The organism is Streptococcus equinus, from assembly GCF_900101445.1.
In the GTDB taxonomy this organism is placed as follows: Bacteria; Bacillota; Bacilli; order Lactobacillales; family Streptococcaceae; genus Streptococcus; species Streptococcus equinus_B.
The window spans coordinates 20,095-37,814 of record NZ_FNKE01000003.1; the positions used below are offsets into that span (position 1 = coordinate 20,095).

At 37.7% G+C, this 17,720-nt stretch carries 16 protein-coding genes and 1 other RNA gene; 2 read left to right on the forward strand and 15 right to left on the reverse strand.

Annotation, left to right across the window (positions count from 1 at the left end; genetic code table 11):
- Nucleotides 1-36: 36 nt before the first annotated feature.
- From BLR83_RS08710 to BLR83_RS08735, 6 genes are all read right to left on the reverse strand, one after another.
- Nucleotides 37-801 (reverse strand): (S)-acetoin forming diacetyl reductase, encoded by a 765-nt coding sequence (locus BLR83_RS08710; protein WP_074561290.1) that lies wholly within the window; start codon nucleotides 799-801, stop codon nucleotides 37-39.
- A 147-nt stretch (nucleotides 802-948) separates the two neighbouring features.
- A complete protein-coding gene (locus BLR83_RS08715) occupies nucleotides 949-2,484 on the reverse strand; it encodes a cell division site-positioning protein MapZ family protein (RefSeq protein ID WP_074561291.1) in 1,536 nt (511 codons plus the stop codon).
- A 62-nt stretch (nucleotides 2,485-2,546) separates the two neighbouring features.
- Nucleotides 2,547-3,719: a THUMP domain-containing class I SAM-dependent RNA methyltransferase gene (locus tag BLR83_RS08720; protein ID WP_039695898.1), complete on the reverse strand. Its 1,173-nt coding sequence runs from the start codon at nucleotides 3,717-3,719 to the stop codon at nucleotides 2,547-2,549.
- A 168-nt stretch (nucleotides 3,720-3,887) separates the two neighbouring features.
- Nucleotides 3,888-4,253, reverse strand: an RNA gene (gene rnpB, locus BLR83_RS08725) — RNase P RNA component class B.
- Between the two features lie 83 nt (nucleotides 4,254-4,336).
- Nucleotides 4,337-4,666 carry a cell division regulator GpsB gene (gene gpsB / locus BLR83_RS08730; protein ID WP_074561292.1) on the reverse strand — a complete coding sequence of 110 codons (330 nt, stop codon included), beginning with the start codon at nucleotides 4,664-4,666 and terminating at the stop codon, nucleotides 4,337-4,339.
- A 127-nt stretch (nucleotides 4,667-4,793) separates the two neighbouring features.
- Nucleotides 4,794-5,312: an SLOG family protein gene (locus tag BLR83_RS08735; protein WP_039695900.1), complete on the reverse strand. Its 519-nt coding sequence runs from the start codon at nucleotides 5,310-5,312 to the stop codon at nucleotides 4,794-4,796.
- Nucleotides 5,313-5,386: 74 nt separating this feature from the next.
- On the opposite strand from BLR83_RS08735, the gene recU reads away from it, so the two are divergent.
- Nucleotides 5,387-5,995 carry a Holliday junction resolvase RecU gene (recU, locus tag BLR83_RS08740; protein ID WP_014334359.1) on the forward strand — a complete coding sequence of 203 codons (609 nt, stop codon included), beginning with the start codon at nucleotides 5,387-5,389 and terminating at the stop codon, nucleotides 5,993-5,995.
- Nucleotides 5,982-8,198 carry a penicillin-binding protein PBP1A gene (gene pbp1a, locus BLR83_RS08745; protein ID WP_074561293.1) on the forward strand — a complete coding sequence of 739 codons (2,217 nt, stop codon included), beginning with the start codon at nucleotides 5,982-5,984 and terminating at the stop codon, nucleotides 8,196-8,198. The genes recU and pbp1a overlap by 14 nt, the downstream gene beginning before the upstream one ends.
- Before the next feature lie 85 nt (nucleotides 8,199-8,283).
- On the opposite strand, the gene pepC is transcribed toward pbp1a, so the two are convergent.
- The 9 genes from pepC to BLR83_RS08790 all read right to left on the reverse strand — a co-directional run bounded on the left by pepC (nucleotide 8,284) and on the right by BLR83_RS08790 (nucleotide 17,595).
- Nucleotides 8,284-9,621, reverse strand: a complete 1,338-nt coding sequence (gene pepC, locus BLR83_RS08750; protein WP_074561294.1) for an aminopeptidase C — start codon at nucleotides 9,619-9,621, stop codon at nucleotides 8,284-8,286.
- A gap of 228 nt (nucleotides 9,622-9,849) precedes the next feature.
- Nucleotides 9,850-10,674 carry an ammonia-dependent NAD(+) synthetase gene (gene nadE, locus BLR83_RS08755; RefSeq protein ID WP_074561295.1) on the reverse strand — a complete coding sequence of 275 codons (825 nt, stop codon included), beginning with the start codon at nucleotides 10,672-10,674 and terminating at the stop codon, nucleotides 9,850-9,852.
- Nucleotides 10,674-12,134, reverse strand: a complete 1,461-nt coding sequence (locus BLR83_RS08760) for a nicotinate phosphoribosyltransferase (RefSeq protein ID WP_074561296.1) — start codon at nucleotides 12,132-12,134, stop codon at nucleotides 10,674-10,676. Before BLR83_RS08760 ends, nadE begins: the two co-directional genes overlap by 1 nt.
- A gap of 247 nt (nucleotides 12,135-12,381) precedes the next feature.
- A complete protein-coding gene (gene trxB / locus BLR83_RS08765) occupies nucleotides 12,382-13,296 on the reverse strand; it encodes a thioredoxin-disulfide reductase (RefSeq protein WP_074561297.1) in 915 nt (304 codons plus the stop codon).
- Between the two features lie 66 nt (nucleotides 13,297-13,362).
- On the reverse strand, nucleotides 13,363-13,587 hold the full coding sequence (locus tag BLR83_RS08770; RefSeq protein WP_039695906.1) for a DUF4059 family protein: 225 nt from the start codon (nucleotides 13,585-13,587) through the stop codon (nucleotides 13,363-13,365).
- A gap of 82 nt (nucleotides 13,588-13,669) precedes the next feature.
- Nucleotides 13,670-14,413 (reverse strand): amino acid ABC transporter ATP-binding protein, encoded by a 744-nt coding sequence (locus tag BLR83_RS08775; protein ID WP_074561298.1) that lies wholly within the window; start codon nucleotides 14,411-14,413, stop codon nucleotides 13,670-13,672.
- The gene (locus BLR83_RS08780) at nucleotides 14,413-15,216 is read right to left on the reverse strand and encodes an amino acid ABC transporter permease (protein WP_074561299.1); all 804 of its coding nucleotides are present in this window, start codon (nucleotides 15,214-15,216) and stop codon (nucleotides 14,413-14,415) included. The genes BLR83_RS08775 and BLR83_RS08780 overlap by 1 nt, the downstream gene beginning before the upstream one ends.
- A gap of 14 nt (nucleotides 15,217-15,230) precedes the next feature.
- Entirely contained in the window at nucleotides 15,231-16,058 is an 828-nt protein-coding gene (locus tag BLR83_RS08785; RefSeq protein ID WP_074561300.1) for a transporter substrate-binding domain-containing protein, read from the reverse strand.
- Between the two features lie 193 nt (nucleotides 16,059-16,251).
- Nucleotides 16,252-17,595 (reverse strand): DEAD/DEAH box helicase, encoded by a 1,344-nt coding sequence (locus tag BLR83_RS08790; RefSeq protein WP_074561301.1) that lies wholly within the window; start codon nucleotides 17,593-17,595, stop codon nucleotides 16,252-16,254.
- Nucleotides 17,596-17,720: the final 125 nt, after the last annotated feature.

Sequence of the window (17,720 nt, forward strand, 5' to 3'; positions counted from 1 at the left end):
AATGACTTTCCCTGTCTTTTTTGATTTATAGATGGCTTAGTGGAATTGCATACCACCATCAACAATAATGGTTTGCCCAGTGATGTAATCAGAATCTGGTCCTGCTAGGAAGCTAACAGCTTTAGCTACATCTTCTGGTTCAGATAAACGTTTAAGGGTAATATCTTTAGCAAAAGTTTGCATGCCCCATTCATCATCTTTACCAGCATTTTTACCAACTTCATGAGCAATATCAAACATCATCGGTGTTTTAACAATACCTGGTGCATAAGCATTTACCGTAATACCATAATCCGCCAAATCACGCGCTAAGGTTTGTGTGATACCACGAATGGCAAATTTACTACCACCATAAATCGTTAGATTTGGATTACCAACGACACCAGCTTGTGAAGAAGCATTGATAATTTTACCGCCATGACCTAATTTTTTAAACTCAGTCAAAGCAGCTTGAGCACCCCAAATAGTACCACCGACATTAATGGCAAAAGTGCGTTCGAAGACTTCTTCTGTGATAGTATCTAAGGGTGTTGTCGGCGCAACACCTGCGTTATTAACAACTACCGACAAATCTCCGAAATGCTCAACAACCTGTTCAAAAGCCTTAGCAACTTCTTCACGTTTAGAAACATCTGCTACAACAGCATAAGCATCCTGTGGCGACAGTTCTTGAACAGCTTTTTCAGCAGTTTCTTGGTTATAATCCAAGATTCCAATCTTAAATCCATCAGCGTGAAGACGTTTAGCAATGGCAAAGCCAATTCCTTGACCTGCACCAGTAACAATGGCTACTTTTACCATAAATATCACCCCTTAATCTTTAAGTTAGGTTAATTATAGCGCTTACAAATTTTAGTGTCAAACTTTTTGAATCTTTTCACACAATTTTTCATTACTTTGAAAATACAAACAAAAAGGCGCCCTATTTCTAGGAATCGCCTTTAAAAATTAATAATCCAAAGCGTCAGAGTGACCTGAACCATTACCTACAAAATAACCTGTTTTACAGTTAATTGAGAAGAGGTAAGTTCCGTCTTTTCTAAACATGTTATAGTAACCATTACCATTGATAATATTAACTTTTTCAAGAATATAGTCATTTCCAGAGAAATAACCACGAGCTTGTGATGTTGAAACGATTTTTTCAAGTACACCGTCACCAAATGTCCAAGCTGGATTATTTGAATCAGCAATCGCTGAGTCGTTATAAGGAACACGACTCTTATCTCGTTGAAGATTTGAATTATCAGATGCAGGCGCTGCTGGTTTAGCTTCAGCTGCTTTATCATTGCTTTCTGTCTGGCTGGCAGAGTTAGCAGCTGCTTGCGCTTGGCTACTTGATTGTGCTTTAGCCGCTAATTGATTTTTACCATCAGTAATCACTGATTGCAATAAATTATCCAAGTTAGCGTCACCTGTATTCAAAACATCACTAGATAAGCTGTCAAATTTGGCATCAGCTTTAACAGTTCCTGAAACTTTTTTACCATCAACAATAACATCTTTTTCAAACAAAGCGTTGATTGCTTTAATAGCTGTAATGTGAGCTGCTACAGTATCGTATTCTTTTTTAGCAGCATCATAAAAATCAGTACCTTTTAGGTCATCCAATTTTTCTTTTAGAACAGAAATCTTGTCAAATTCACTGTTTTTCAACTTCGTTTTAGTGTCATCAGTGAACAAAGCTGCATATGCATCATCAAAAGCTTTTTTGGCTTTTTTAGCTTTTTCTGCAGCACTTGAACTTGATGTCGTTTTTTTCTGGCTTGATGAAGTTGATGAGCTAGCTACTGTAGTTGTTGAATCTTTAGTGTAGTGTAGCGCATAACCTGCACCAAAAATAGCGACAACAAGAGCTGCTAAACCACCAATGATAACACGTTTTTTCTTAGATGTTGGTTTGCTATCATCAGCTGAAAGAGCAATTGAAGCAGCTTCTTTTTCAGTTTCTTTAACCTCTTCAGCAGGAGCAGCTACAGCTTCTTCTTTTGATTCTTCAACAGCAGCTACAGTTTCTTCAACTTCCGGAGTAGTTGCTTCTACTTCTTTTGCAGCTTCTTTTTCTGAGTCAACAGTTTCTACTTGTTCAGGCTCAGCCTCAACCTCTTTAACTTCAGTCTCTTCAACGACTGGTTCAGCTACATCTTCTGATTCAACTTCTGATTTAGGTTCAGCAGTTTCCTCAAAAACGTCCTTGCTAACAATTCCGCTGTTAACAAGTTCTTCACGTTGTTTTTTAATAAAGTTATCCAAAGCTTTTGTATCTAAATCTTCAAAATCAGATAACTTTGTTTCAAATTTTTGCGATGTTACTTCATCTCGGTGCTGTTTAATATACTTATCTAAAACGCCATCAGACTCAGTAATTCCAGCTTTCATTTCAGAATCTTTTCGAACAGCTTCTTCAATGGTTAGATTTTTAACATCTTCAAAGTTAAGCCCATCTTTTTCTTCAGAAGATGGCATGTCTTTTTTTTCTGACACGTTCTGGTCACCTCTCTAAATAAATCTCAACTGCTTAACAATCTTGTTAAGCGCACTTTTCCTTACTTTTCTTTTGCTTGCGTGATAGCAGAGCGTTTAACACGTTCACCGTAAAATTGGTACAAATCAACTCTAAGAGTACCATTATACAATTTACGTTTTTTATCAGCTTGTGACCCGTATTTTCGTTCAAACTGTTCATCGCTGGTCAGAATAAATTTGCTCCATGTTTTAAGTGGTGCAAAGGTCTGTCCCATCTCATTATACAAGATGTCGACTGCTTTGTCATCAAGCAATCGCTCACCGTAAGGTGGGTTAGAAATGATAACACCGTTGATTTTATCGGTTTTCAAGTCTTGAAGACGCATTTGTTTCAATTTGATGACATCGCCAAGTCCTGCTTCTTCTGCATTTTTCTTAGCAATTTCAATCATGCGACCATCAATATCAAATCCTGAAATGTCAAGTTCGATATCATAGTTAGCTTTTTCTTCAGCCTCATCACGAACTTTTTGAACCAAATCAGCATCCACCCAATTCCACTCTTCAAAGGCGAAATCACGGTTAAAACCAGGTGCGATGTTCATCCCAATCATAGCAGCTTCAATACAGAATGTTCCAGAACCGCATGTTGGATCGATAAATGGTTTATCAGGATACCAGTTTGACAATTCAATAATAGCAGCTGCCATGTTTTCTTTAATCGGAGCGCCACCCTTTTCCACACGGTAACCACGTTTAAAGAGACTAGCACCAGTCGTATCAATCATAACGGTCGCTTTATCTTTCAAAATAGATACTTCAATTCTGAATTCTGCACCATTTTCTTGCAAAGGAACACCATCTGGACGGTGGTAAACTTTTTGAAGTTTTTTTACAACTGCTTTTTTACTGATGGCTTGAACACTTGGCTCATTGTGCAATTTTGATTTGACACATTTTGCTTTTGAAATTGGGAATTTAGCACCTAAAGGCAAATAATTTTCCCAATCTAATTTATAAACCCCTTGAAACAACTCTTCAAAGGTACGCGCTGGAAATTCTCCAACAACAATTTTGACACGATCTGCCGCACGAAGCCAAAGGTTTGTTGTAATAATTGTTCGAACATCACCTTGGAAACGTACTTTACCATTTTCAACTTGGCAATCAATCCCTAAATCACGGATTTCACGCCCGACAACAGCTTCAAGCCCTGCAGCTGCAGTCGCTACTAAATTAAATGTTTTTTTCATTCACACATTCCTATTTCATCAAAATACTTATCTATAAGTTTAACACGTTTTACCAGCTTATAGCTAGTAAAATTCAATTAATTTTCAAATACCAAATCACGAGGTATTTTAGTATTAAAATACAAAAATAAAAGCTAGCCTAAGCTAGCTAGATACCTATATGCAATTTTCTATAAGCCATGTTTTGTTCCAGAGATAACTAGGTCTTATCTCCTTCGATAATCATCTGTCTACTGTTTCCAGTCAGGATAGATCGTTCTGATTCCTACTATCCCGTGCCCCTACCAAAGTTTGGGTTGCTAGCTTGAGGGGTTTACCGCGTTCCACTTCCCGAGTTTCCTCAAGAACTACGTCACTGTGGCACTTTTCAGAGCTATTTAGGCATATCAAAGACTTAGCCTTTTCACTCGCCGTAACATCAAAAGATGTCCCTAGGCTTATTAATTCACCTAGCACAAACACTACCGGCATCACAGCCAGTGCTAGCATGGACTTTCCTCATGGTATTAGAATACCACGCGATTATCCAAAAATTGCAATTTATCTTTCTTACCTTCGTCAAGAGGTAAGTCATAGACACATTCTGTTAATAACTTTGTCAAAAATGACTAAAGTTATTATTCAGTGATTTGTTTACCAAATACTTCTTTTTCCAAACGGCTAATGCGTTTCAAAATATCGAAGTTTGTAGCAGTTTGAGCAACACGTGCGTGCTCAGCCTGTGGAGCAACATAAGAAGTTGCTGGCGCTGCTTTTGGTTTAGCAGCCAACTCTTGTTTTAATTTTTCATTTTCAGCACGTAGTTCTTGGACTTGAGAAATGTAACTTTCATAGTCTTTGATAACATCATCAAGGAACTCGTCTACTTCTTTTTTATCATAACCACGCATGCTGGTTTTGAATTCTTGTTCAAAAATGTCCTTAGGACTAAAAATAATACTTGCCATTCTATCTCTCTCCAAACAAAACTATTCTAGTTAACCTTCGAATATGAAAACGTCATATCAAGATATATGTTACAGAAAATTTAGTGAAAAATCAAGCATTTACCTTTAAATCATTATTAAAAATTCATTACCAATCTTCAAGAAATTCATTAAGGCGATCAAAGGTCAAATACTGAATAGGATAATCCTCTTTTTCTCGCATGACCTGCACTAGATATTTCAAATTTGTTTCATTCTCAGGGTCATAAAAAATGTAAGCACCATCTGTATTATCTACTAAAAATTGATTGTACGCTCTAAACTGACTTGGATTTTCATACTCTTTATAGGAATACTTCACAAAATCCACCTGTTTAAACTCGCTCAATTTGACTTGATTGGCTTCGTTCCAATTATGACCATGATTTTCAAAAGTAAAAATAGTAGCAATACTAAAATCATACTCCTCTTGGAGCTCTTTTGCAACCTGTAATGCCCAATATTCAAATCCGAGGTTCCCCATAAAGATTAACCAATCAACCCCTTCATCAAAATAGCGAATCAAATCATGTCTAATTGCCTTCTTGATAATCTCGATTCGTTGGTCTTTTTCTTGAAAAATACCAAGCTCAAAACTCTTATAGCCTGTGACGAGAATTGCAGTCATATTCTGTTTCCTTTCTAAAAATATGTTATAATAGTAGTGCTTATATTGACTTAAGCATGAATGTTAGGAGTTTTATGGTTAATTACCCTCATCATCTTATTCGAAAACAAGCAGCCCCAGCTTCTAGAAAGAACACAAAATCAACGATTAACTTTGCTAATCGTGGGATGAGTTTTGAAGCAGCAATCAATGAAACTAATAATTACTACTTATCTCGTGATATCGCTGTCGTTCACAAAAAACCAACCCCAATTCAAATTGTAAAAGTTGATTATCCTAAAAGAAGCCGTGCCAAAATTGTAGAAGCTTACTTTCGCCAAGCATCCACGACCGATTATTCTGGTGTCTATAAAGGACGCTACATTGACTTTGAAGCGAAAGAAACGCGACAAAAGACTTCCATGCCTTTAAAAAACTTTCACGCTCACCAGATTGAGCACATGGAACATGTCTTAAAGCAAGATGGCATCTGCTTTGTACTACTTCACTTTTCGACACTTAAGGAAACTTATTTCTTACCTGCTAGTGCTCTAGTAGACTTTTACCAAATCAACCTCGGCACCAAATCCATGCCACTTGATTATATCAGAAAAAATGGGTATATGGTGACAACAAGTTCACTCCCTCAAGTTCCTTATTTGGACATTATCGATCAAAAAATATTAGGCGGTGATCACAATTAAAAAGAAAACAACAAAACACAGACGAACAAGCAATCCTGCATCTAAAGCAACTGCTCTTAAGGTGCTAAAATACGGTTTAATCACTATGATGTCTTTGGTTGTTGCTGGTTTTCTAATTGGTGGCTCAATCTTTGCATTTTATGTTAGCAGCACACCAAAACTAACAGCAGCTAAATTATCATCAACTAACTCAAGTCTGATTTATGATACCAATGGAACTTTAATTGCTGACTTGGGTTCTGAAAAACGTGAGAGCGTATCAGCTAACAGCATTCCATTGAACTTGGTTAATGCCGTAACCTCTATCGAAGATAAACGTTTCTTCAAACACCGTGGTATCGATGTTTACCGTATCCTCGGAGCAGCACTAAATAACTTCACAAGCTCTAGCACACAAGGTGGTTCAACACTTGACCAACAGTTAATCAAATTGGCTTACTTCTCAACAAGTGAATCTGACCAAACCTTGAAACGTAAAGCTCAAGAAGCTTGGCTAGCTCTTCAAATGGAACGTAAGTATACCAAAGAAGAAATTCTTACCTTCTACATTAACAAAGTGTACATGGGTAACGGTAACTATGGTATGCTAACAGCAGCTAAATCTTACTACGGTAAAGATTTGAAAGATTTGTCTATTGCGCAGTTAGCTTTACTTGCTGGTATTCCTCAAGCACCAAGTCAATATGACCCTTACACAAATCCAGAAGCTGCTCAAAACCGTCGTGATACTGTTCTTGCTGAAATGTATGAAGATGGTAACATTACAAAATCTGAATACGATACAGCTCGTGCTACTCCAGTCACAGATGGTCTGCAAACACTAACTGAATCAACAAGTTATGAACCTTATCTTGATAACTACATCAAAGAAGTTATTCAAGAAGTAAGCGATAAAACTGGTCAAGATATCTACTCAGCTGGTTTGAAAGTTTACACAAACGTTGATACAGAAGCTCAAAAATACCTCTGGGATATCTACAACACTGACTCTTACGTCTATTATCCAGATACAGACTTACAAGTTGCCTCAACTGTTGTTGATGTAAGCACTGGTAAAGTTATTGCTCAACTTGGTTCACGTAACCAAGATACAACTGTTTCACTCGGAACTAACCAAGCCGTTCTAACAGACCGTGACTGGGGTTCTACAATGAAACCAATCACAGACTATGCTCCAGCGATTGAAAATGGTGTCTACACAAGTACCGCTGCTGTCACTAGCGATAGCAAATACTACTGGCCAGGCACTTCAACTCAAATTTATAACTGGGACCGTCAATACTACGGTAACATGACCATTCAAACCGCTATCCAACAATCACGTAACGTGCCAGCGGTTAGAGCCCTTGAATCTGTCGGCTTAAATAAAGCTAAATCATTCTTGGAAGGTCTTGGTATTTACTACCCACAACTTTATTACTCAAATGCCATCTCAAGTTCAACAAGTGATTCTAGCCAAAAATACGGTGCAAGCAGTGAAAAAATGGCTGCTGCCTATGCCGCATTTGCTAACGGTGGAATCTACTACGAACCACAATATGTCAACAAAATCGAATTCAACGATGGTACAAGTAAATCATTTAGCGCATCTGGTAGCCGTGCAATGAAAGAAACTACAGCTTACTTGATGACTTCAATGATGAAAACTGTTTTAACTTACGGTACTGGTACGAGAGCTGCTCTCCCAGGTATCTACCAAGCTGGTAAAACAGGTACATCAAACTACTCAGATGATGAACTTGCTGAAATCGAAGAATCAACAGGTATTTACAACAGTTCTGTCGGAACAATGGCTCCCGATGAAATGTTTGTCGGATACACACCACAGTACTCAATGGCTGTTTGGACAGGTTATAAAAACCGTATGACACCAATTTACGGTAACGGTCTAAACGTTGCAGCTGATGTTTACAAAGCTATGCAAAGCTACCTCAACGAAAAATATGGTAGCGGAAGCGAAGACTTTGAAGTTCCTAAAGGTGTTTACACAAGCGGCGGCTATGCTTACTTAAGCGGCTCAAGCAATTACACTTATTCACCATCATCAAGCTCAGTCTACAGCAACATCTATGGTTCAAGCTCAAGCTCTTCTGAAGAAGCTTCATCTAGTCAATCATCTAGCGAAGATACTTCATCAACAGAAGCTAGCTCAGAAAGCAGCGAATCTACTGATGCTAACAGCAGCACTGAAGGTAACGAATAATAATAAATCACCCCTGCTTAGTCAGAGGTGATTTTATTGTGCCAAAAAACGCTAGCTGATATCAGCTAACGTTTTTAGTTTTATATTATTTGCTTGCAAGAGCCCCCATTGGATCCCAAGGTGCAAGAACGATTGGTTCAGCTTCATAAGCTGCGCGTTCTTCTGCTGTCAAGAATTCTTTACGTACCACGATTTGGTAAGTGAATTCATCCATCCAAGCATCTGAAGCAACAAAGTAACCTTTGTTACCAACTTTATCTCCCCATGAATTTTCAACTTTCCATTTAAGAGATTTGCCATTTTCATCCAAATCAACACCTGTAAGAACCATGGCGTGTGTCATCAAGCTTTCGCTGTAATCAAGACGACCTGCTTTATCTTGTGTGAAGCTGATATCCATAGCTGTTTCAAAATCGTAAACATTTGTTGCCATGATACCTTTTTGGCGGTCTGAAATTTGGCCAACATCAGAACCAAACCAGACAGTTTCACCAGCTTGCATTTGCGCGATAGCTAATTCTTTGAAACGTTCCATATCAAGGTTGATGTAACGAACGTCACGGCTACCAACCACGTTACCAAGCATTTCAACAGTGTATGATTTACCATAAGGTTTATCAGCTGTTGGGGCATTGATAACTGATACGTATTCAGAAAGATCTAAACCAACGTATTTTTTGAAGAATTCTTGTGGTGTGATATTTTTATCTGAATGATAGTTATTATCTTTATCACGGTAAGCAAAATCAAATGTACGTGGTGGCAAGCCAAGATTAATAGATAAGAAATTGAAGACTTCTTGAAGAAGAGCTTCTTTTTTAGCTTGAACAGCTTTGTCATCAGCACCTGCTGCAATTGCTTCACGCAAAATTTGTGCGTCTTGACGCAACAATTTGTTAAGGTATTGGTTCAATTCGCGACTGTTGCTTGATGAAATTGATTCTGGGTAAGCAGCTTTGGGCACAACACCGTATTTTTCAAAAAGAGCAACAACCATATCCCATTGACCACCATCTTGTTGTGGTACATCAAGTAAGAATTTTACTTTACGGCTACCAAGTTCTTGGTCAGCAGTTGCAATAACTTGTTCTAAGAACCAGTTTGATTTTTCGTATTTGTCCCAGAAGAATGTGTGCGCTTGAGAAAGTTCGAAGTTTTCCAAGTTAAGGTCTGAGATCATTTTATGACGGAAAGTATTAAGAGCTGCAAACATCCAGCAACGACCTGAAGCTTTTTGGTTAGCAACTTTATCTTTTGTTAAATCAATTGAAAAAGCGTGGTCGTTTTCCATTTCACTTTGACGTGTTTCAAGTGATTTTAACAATCCATTGTGAGTTACAGCATTTTCAACAGCACGCAATTTGCTATCAGCTTGAAAGTCAGCAAATAGCTTATCAGTAAATGTTGATGATAATTCTGACATAATTCCTCCTATAATGTGGCTAAGTTCTCATGTAATATTTTCTGACTTAACCTAACTTAACTAATAACCATTATAACGCTTATTAAGCATTTTTCAAGAGAAATTGTAGAACTTTTTGAAACTTTCAAAAAAATGTGTAAACTTTCATAACAGTATATGTCAGAATTTTCAAACAATAATACTAAAACCAAACAAAAAAGCCCAAATAGGGCTTTTTGATTTTGAAATTTATTTCCAGAAATCGTCAAATACTGTGATTGGCAAGTGACGTTTGTGTTCTGTTTTATTCCACCAGTTTTCGATTTTAGCTTGTGCTTCTGCTGAAACTGTTTTACCTTCAAGATAATCATCGATATCGTTGTAAGTAACGCCTAGTGCTACTTCATCAGCGATACCAGGACGGTTTTCTTCTAAGTCAGCTGTTGGAATTTTTTCGTAGATAGCTGGGTCAGCACCAAGCTCTGCCAATAATTGTTTACCTTGACGTTTGTTAAGGCGATAAAGTGGAATCACGTCAGCACCACCATCACCAAATTTTGTAAAGAATCCAGTGATGTTTTCTGCAGCGTGGTCAGTACCAATAACAGCACCACTATTTGCACCTGCTACAGCGTATTGAGTAATCATACGTTGACGAGCTTTGATGTTCCCTTTGTTAAAGTCAGAAACGTCAATACCAGCTTTTTCAAGTTCATGAACTTGTCCATCAACAGCTTCTTTGATGTTTACAGCAATGCTAACATCTGGTTTGATGAATTTAAGCGCACGTTGTGCATCTTCTTCGTCAGCTTGAACACCGTATGGCAAACGAACTGCGATGAATTTGTAGCTGTCATCACCAGTTTCAGCACGCAATTCTTCCATAGCGATTTGTGCCAAACGTCCTGCCAAGCTAGAATCTTGACCACCAGAAATACCAAGCACATAAGATTTCAAGAAAGAGTGTTTTTTCATGTAATCTTTCAAGAAATCAACAGACACACGGATTTCTTCTTTAGGGTCAATACTTGGTTTAACACCCAATTCTGCAATGATTTTTTCTTGTAATGTCATTACTTAACTTCTCCTTTTTGTTGAGCTTCTTTGCGAATACGGTCGATAAGATCCATTTTGTTTTGCCAAACTTCTTGTGACAAGTCAACTGGATAATCTTGTGGGTTAAGTAGACGTTTGTATTCGTCCCAAAGTTTGTCGTATTCTTTGCGAGCATAATCTTGGATTTCAGCAAGTGTTGGCAAATCGTAAACCAATTCACCTTTATCAAAGATATCAACAAGGAGAGGAACAGCTTCAAAATCTTTTACTGTTTTATTGATGTAAGTGTATGTTGGGTGGAACATGTAAACTTCATCAAGTTGGTTAACATCTGTATCAGTGAAAGTGATGTAGTCACCTTCTGTTTTATTTCTTTCGCGACTTGTGATGCGCCAAACTTGTTTTTTACCTGGTGTAGACACTTTTTCAGCGTTGTTAGACAATTTGATAGTGTCTTGCATTACACCGTTTTCATCTTCGATTGAGACAATTTTGTAAACAGCTCCAAGAGCTGGTTGGTCATAAGCTGTGATAAGTTTTGTACCAACACCCCAAACGTCAATTTTGGCTTTTTGCATTTTAAGGTTAAGAATGGTATTTTCATCCAAATCATTTGAAGCGTAAATTTTAGCATCTGGGTAACCTGCGGCATCCAATTGTTCGCGGATTTTTTTAGACAAGTAAGCCATATCACCAGAGTCAATACGAACTCCGAGGAAGTTAATCTTGTCGCCAAGTTCATTGGCTACACGAATAGCTGCTGGAACACCCAAACGAAGTGTATCATAAGTATCAACCAAAAAGACGCAATCTTTGTGAGTGCCTGCGTAAGCCATGAAGGCTTCATAGTCATCACCGTAAGCTTGAACAAGAGCGTGTGCGTGTGTTCCTGATACTGGAATATCAAACATTTTACCAGCACGAACATTTGATGTGGCATTAGCACCACCGATTACAGCAGCACGTGTTCCCCAAATTGCTGCATCCATTTCTTGAGCACGACGGCTACCGAATTCTAACAATGGTTCGTCATTAATAACTGAACGAATACGAGCAGCTTTTGTGGCAATCAACGTTTGGAAGTTTACGATGTTAAGCAAAGCTGTTTCAACCAATTGACATTGTGCCAAAGGTCCTTCCACTTGGACGATTGGTTCATTAGCGAAAACAAGGTCACCTTCTTGAGCTGAACGAATGGTTAATTCTAATTTAAAATCTTTCAAATAAGCGATGAAATCAGCTGGATAACCTAAATCTTCTAAGTAAGCAATATCTGTTTCTGTAAAACGAAGGTTTTTAAGGTATTCAACCATACGTTGCAAACCAGCAAAAACAGCATAGCCATTTGAAAATGGTTCTTTACGGAAAAAGACTTCAAAAACCGCTTTACGGTTGTGAATGCCTTTATCGAAATAAACTTGCATCATATTAATTTGATACAAATCTGTGTGGAGAGTTAAACTATCATCTTGATACATGTGGTATCCCCTTTTTAAAAATATCGACCCAATGCTAGTCTTATTACATCTGGTTTTAACAACCTCTGCTAGCATTTGTCAAAAGATTAATTATCCCCCATATTATAGCACAATTACGAGAGACTGGCTAAAACTTTGTGAGGTTTTGCGCAAAGATTTGAAAAAAATCTGACTTTCAGAAAAGTTTTTCACAGTCTTTCTAGCTTTTCAGCCACTAAAAAAACCGAGAGGGAATCTCGGTTTTCTGTTATTTCATATTTTCGATATATTGGTAAACACCTTGTCCGGCAATAGCGCCATCACCAACTGCTGTTGTGATTTGGCGAAGTTCTTTCTTACGCACATCACCGATGGCAAAGATACCTGGAATAGCTGTCTTCATGTGGTCATCTGTGATAACCCAACCAGCTTCATCTGTAATGCCAAGTCCTTCAACCATTTTTGAAACTGGGTCAACACCAACGTAGATGAAAATACCACCAAACTCATGTTCACTGATTTCACCAGTTTTAACATTTTCCACAACAACACCTGAAACCTTGATGTCATTTCCTTTGATTTCTTTGACAACAGAATCCCAGATGAAATTGATTTTCTCGTTAGCAAAAGCACGGTCTTGCAAAATCTTTTGTGCGCGTAGTTCATCACGACGGTGAATAATCGTTACTGATTTTGCAAATTGTGTTAGATAACCAGCTTCTTCAACAGCTGAGTCACCACCACCGACAACCAATAAATCTTGGTTACGGAAGAAAGCTCCATCACAAACTGCACAGTATGACACCCCACGGCTTGTGTACTCTTCTTCACCAGCTACGCCAAGGGCACGGTTTTTAGCACCAGTTGCCAAAATAATTGTCTTAGCTTCATAAGTAGCATCTTCAGTGATGACGCGTTTAACATCGCCATCATCTTCAATGCTTTTAACGATACCATAAATATTTTCCACACCAAATTTTTCGAGCGGTGCGTGCATTTTCATTGACAATTCTGGTCCAGAAATGTGATCGTAACCTGGGTAGTTTTCAATTTCTGATGTATTATTCATTTGCCCACCAGGAGCACCTTGTTCAATAATACCAACTTTCAAGTTAGCACGTGCGGCATAAAGTCCAGCAGTCATCCCTGCAGGACCTGAACCAATAATTAATGTATCGTACATGTATTTTTTACCTCGTTTTATCGATTATTTTTCTATTCTATCAAGCTCATCTCTAAAACACAATTATTATGCTTTAAACATCAATAAAATGGCCATAAAGGCAAAAGAAAGAACTGGAATGACCATAATAGATATCATCAAAATATCATACAAAAAAGCTTGGCGTTCTTTGGCTGTTTTATCATATTTGCGTCTAGCTCGCCAAAAATTCCAAAAAACACCAACTAAAAAAACACTGATAATTGATAAAAGTAATCCCTGAATATAGAGACTAAAAATTTCTAAAAACATATTTCACCTTGCACTCGTATTCTATTTTGCTCTAAAAAAGCTGAAAAAAACTTTCAGCTCTTATTATATCAAATCTGTGTCTTTAAATATACGTTTTTGTATAATTTGCAAAGAATTCTTTAGTTCTTGCTTCCTTGGGGTGTTTAAAAATCTCTTCTGGTCGACCAGCTTCAAGAATGCGTCCCTTATCCAAAAAAAGAACTTTATCAGCCACTTGATAAACAAAATTCATATCATGGCTCACCAAAATCATAGTTTGTCCTGCTTTTGCAGCATCTGCAATTGATTTTTCCACTTCTCCAACCAACTCTGGATCAAGGGCAGAAGTAGGTTCATCTAAAAGAAGGACATCAGGTTTCATGGCAAGAGCTCGCGCTAAAGCCACGCGCTGCTTTTGCCCGCCTGATAAATGCCTTGGGTAATGATTCTCACGATCAGACAAACCAACTTTAGCTAATTCCTCTTTAGCAATCTTAGTTGCCTCAGCATCTGATAGTTTTTTGACAATCTTTAAGCCTTCTTTGACATTTTCAAGTGCAGTGCGGCGTTCAAAAAGGTTAAATTGCTGAAAAACCATAGCCAGTTTTCGACGCAACTCAAGCACTTCTTCTTTGGTGATGTTTTGAAAATCAACCTTGAAATCATCAATAGCAATGCTCCCATAGTCAGCTTGCTCTAAATAATTCAAGCTACGTAAAAACGTTGACTTTCCTGCTCCAGATGCTCCAACAAGAGCTAAGACTTCACCCTTTTTAATAGCCACATCTAAACCATCTAAAACCTTCTGACCAGAGAATGCTTTTGTTAAATTTGAAATCTTAATCATTAGCGAATATCTCCTGTTATCGTATCTTGGCTTATTTTTGGTGTATCAATAGTCATTTTTTTCTCAATTAAACGACCAATTTGTTCGATGATAATGCTGATAACCCAGTAAACCAGAGCGACCGAAATATATCGTTCAAAGTAACGGTAATCTGACCCACCTAAAATCTGAGCTTGGGCAAACATTTCAACAATCCCAGCATTAAAGGCTAGCGATGTTCCTTTGGTCAAACCAATTAAACTGTTAATCAATGTTGGTGTGGCAATCACCGCAGCATTTGGAATAATCACACGGCGATAAACTTGAAACGAAGTCATTCCAAGACTACGCGCAGCTTCGATTTCACCAACGTTTACAGCTTGAATAGCCGCACGAATGGTCTCGCTAGTATAGGCAGCTTCATTAAAAGCAAATGCTGTCACAGCAAAAACTGAGGCAGGAATGGCATTAATATTCCAGTCAAAACCGTATTTTAGTTTAAGAAATTTTAAAAAGAGTGGGATGCCGTAGTAAGTCAGCATCAACTGAACCAAAATCGGTGTTCCACGTAAAAAACTGACAAAAACAGCTTGAATAGGATATAAAACCTTTGGGCGATTGATTTTCACAATAGCAAAGACTAAAGCTAAAATCAAACCAAAGAAAGCACCTGCCAAAGTCAAGCCGAGAGTTGTTGGCAAATGTCCCAACAAATCAGGGATAGCATCAAAGACCGCACGCCAACTAAAAAGCTGACCTTCAGGGATTTTTTCAACTAACTTATCATACCAAGATAAGCCAGTTGCGAGTGTTATAAAAGACATGGAAACTCCTTCTTTTAAGATTTAACTGATGAGACAAAATCACCGCCAAAGTAAGTTTGACTTAATTCAGCTAATGTTCCATCTTCTTTTAGAGTTTTAAGGCGTTTATTAACGAATGCTTGCAGTTCTTTACCATCACTAGTATCAGCGAACAAGAGATATTCTAGTCCATCATTTTCACCACCAACTTTTTCTTTAACATTAGTTACTGTTAAATTAAAGCCTTGGTCCTCAACCAAATAATTTGAAGAAATGGCATCGTAAAGAATAAAATCGATCGTTCCATTTTCAATGTGTTGAACACGTGTCGTTAAACCAGTTGAACTTGCTGCATACTTGATTTTAATCGGTTCTTTATCTGGATTATCTTTGTTCCATTTTTCCAAAGCTTGAGCGTAGTTTGACCCTGAAATGACTTCCGTTTTTTTGCCTGATAAATCATCTAAACTATCATAGCTTGTCCCTTCAGCACTCGTAATTGCATAGTTTGAGTGTGAAATTGGATCTGAGAAAAGGTATTTTTGGGCACGTTCTTCATTGTAGTTAAAATCATTTGCCGCAATTTGATAACGGTCAGCATCCACACCCGTTAAAATAGAATCAAAAGCTGTTGTCACAAACTCTACTTTGTATTCTTTTGAGTCTTTGAAAATAGCTTTAACCACATCGATATCATAACCTTTAAAGGCTTTATTTTCCTTATAAGTAAATGGTGCTGTATCTGAGTCGGTTGCTACTTTGATGACCTTTTTGCCACCTGATTGCGTCTGAGTTGAGCAAGCTGAAAGCACCAAAGTAACTATCGCTAAAAAGGCTACTGTCAAAATGTTTGTCTTTTTCATCTCTCTTCCTCTTTTCTAATCATCTTTGTTACAGTCTACCAAACTTAAAGGCGCCTGCCCAATATATATTTTCTATGGCCATGATAGAGAAAAACTATCATGAAATCAAGCTAAGTTCTTGACACGGTATTCTATGCTTTTTTTGAACCTAAAAAAAAAAGCCTGAAACTTTTGTTTCAGACTATTTTTGATATTAGAAAGTTTGTTTTCTTGCTTTACGTTCTGCACGACCTTTAGCACGATTAGCGGCACGGCGTTCGCGTTTACGTTTTTCGTCAACTTTCCATTGAATTTTTTTCTTGTAACCAGGTTTGATTTTTTTCTTTTTCTTCTTAACCAAACCAATCATCTCAGTATCAAGTTTTTGATATGATTTTTCACGGTTGGCACGACGATCACGATCGTAAGTATCTTGGAATTCACCATTTTTAAGCATTTTTGGTACGAATTTAATGCCCAATTTTTCAAGTTCACGAATATCTGAATCGTCACTTGGTTGGTAAAGTGTGATGGCAATACCATTCAAACCGTTACGTCCTGTACGTCCAACACGGTGAACAAAGAATGACAAATCTTGTGGAATCGCATCGTTGATAACGTGACTAACCCCTTCAATATCAATCCCACGCGCTGCCAAATCAGTTGCCACGATGTATTCGTAAGACAATTTTTTGATTTGGTTCATCGTACGTTTACGTTCACGTGGTGGAATACCACCGTGAATTTTAGCCACTTTCAAACCATTTGACACAAGATAGCTATGCAATTCATCTGCACGTTCTTTAGTGTTCACAAAAATCATAGCAAGATATGGGTTAAAAGCTTTTGTGATTTCCAAAATTTGAGCATTTTTATCACGACCCTTAGTTGATACCAACCAATTATCGATAGTATCTGCGATAACAGTTGTTGTCTTGATTTTTTCCATGACAGGATTTGTCAAATATTTCTTCAAGAATGGTTGTAATTTTTGTGGAATAGTTGCTGAGAAGACCAAAATTTGAACATCTTTTGGCAATGTGCTAGCAATCTTATCAACCGTATCAAGGAAGCCCATATCAAGGGTCATATCAGCTTCATCAACGACAAAAGTGTGTGCTTTGTAGATTTCAAGGTCGCCAGATTTAACCAAATCATAGATACGACCCGGTGTTCCAATGACGATATGTGGTTGAGATGATTTTAGTTTTTCAATTTGACGAAGTTTATCTGTCCCACCAACATAATTTGCTACACGGATTTCTGTTTCAGATTTATCTGCAATTTGTTTTGTGGCTTGATAGATTTGTGTTGCCAATTCACGGCTTGGTGCTGTGATAACAACTTGAACGTTGTCGCTTGTTTCATCCAATTTTTCAAAGATTGGTAGCAAGAAAGTGTGTGTTTTCCCTGAACCAGTTTTTGATTCACCTACCAAATCACGACCTGAACGTACAACAGGAATTAATTTTTGTTGCACTTCTGTCGGATTTTTGAATTTAAGCTCTGCGAGTGCCTCACGGATGTAGGGCTTAAAATTAAAATCGTTAAAAGACATGTTTTACCTCAATTTCTTATCTCATCAAGTGTTACTTGAAATTTCTCTATATCTGTTTATCGTTTCATCCCTAGCCAGTATTGCTAGGTGAATTTTTTCATTCCTTTCTATTATATCATTAAAAG

What these genes read in the sequence shown, in the direction of transcription:
- BLR83_RS08710 (WP_074561290.1), bottom strand. Translation starts at nt 801, where the DNA reads ATGGTAAAAGTAGCCATTGTTACTGGTGCAGGTCAAGGAATTGGCTTT.
- BLR83_RS08720 (WP_039695898.1), bottom strand. Translation starts at nt 3,719, where the DNA reads ATGAAAAAAACATTTAATTTAGTAGCGACTGCAGCTGCAGGGCTTGAA.
- gpsB (WP_074561292.1), bottom strand. Translation starts at nt 4,666, where the DNA reads ATGGCAAGTATTATTTTTAGTCCTAAGGACATTTTTGAACAAGAATTC.
- BLR83_RS08735 (WP_039695900.1), bottom strand. Translation starts at nt 5,312, where the DNA reads ATGACTGCAATTCTCGTCACAGGCTATAAGAGTTTTGAGCTTGGTATT.
- recU (WP_014334359.1), top strand. Translation starts at nt 5,387, where the DNA reads ATGGTTAATTACCCTCATCATCTTATTCGAAAACAAGCAGCCCCAGCT.
- pepC (WP_074561294.1), bottom strand. Translation starts at nt 9,621, where the DNA reads ATGTCAGAATTATCATCAACATTTACTGATAAGCTATTTGCTGACTTT.
- nadE (WP_074561295.1), bottom strand. Translation starts at nt 10,674, where the DNA reads ATGACATTACAAGAAAAAATCATTGCAGAATTGGGTGTTAAACCAAGT.
- BLR83_RS08760 (WP_074561296.1), bottom strand. Translation starts at nt 12,134, where the DNA reads ATGTATCAAGATGATAGTTTAACTCTCCACACAGATTTGTATCAAATT.
- trxB (WP_074561297.1), bottom strand. Translation starts at nt 13,296, where the DNA reads ATGTACGATACATTAATTATTGGTTCAGGTCCTGCAGGGATGACTGCT.
- BLR83_RS08770 (WP_039695906.1), bottom strand. Translation starts at nt 13,587, where the DNA reads ATGTTTTTAGAAATTTTTAGTCTCTATATTCAGGGATTACTTTTATCA.
- BLR83_RS08775 (WP_074561298.1), bottom strand. Translation starts at nt 14,413, where the DNA reads ATGATTAAGATTTCAAATTTAACAAAAGCATTCTCTGGTCAGAAGGTT.
- BLR83_RS08780 (WP_074561299.1), bottom strand. Translation starts at nt 15,216, where the DNA reads ATGTCTTTTATAACACTCGCAACTGGCTTATCTTGGTATGATAAGTTA.
- BLR83_RS08785 (WP_074561300.1), bottom strand. Translation starts at nt 16,058, where the DNA reads ATGAAAAAGACAAACATTTTGACAGTAGCCTTTTTAGCGATAGTTACT.
- BLR83_RS08790 (WP_074561301.1), bottom strand. Translation starts at nt 17,595, where the DNA reads ATGTCTTTTAACGATTTTAATTTTAAGCCCTACATCCGTGAGGCACTC.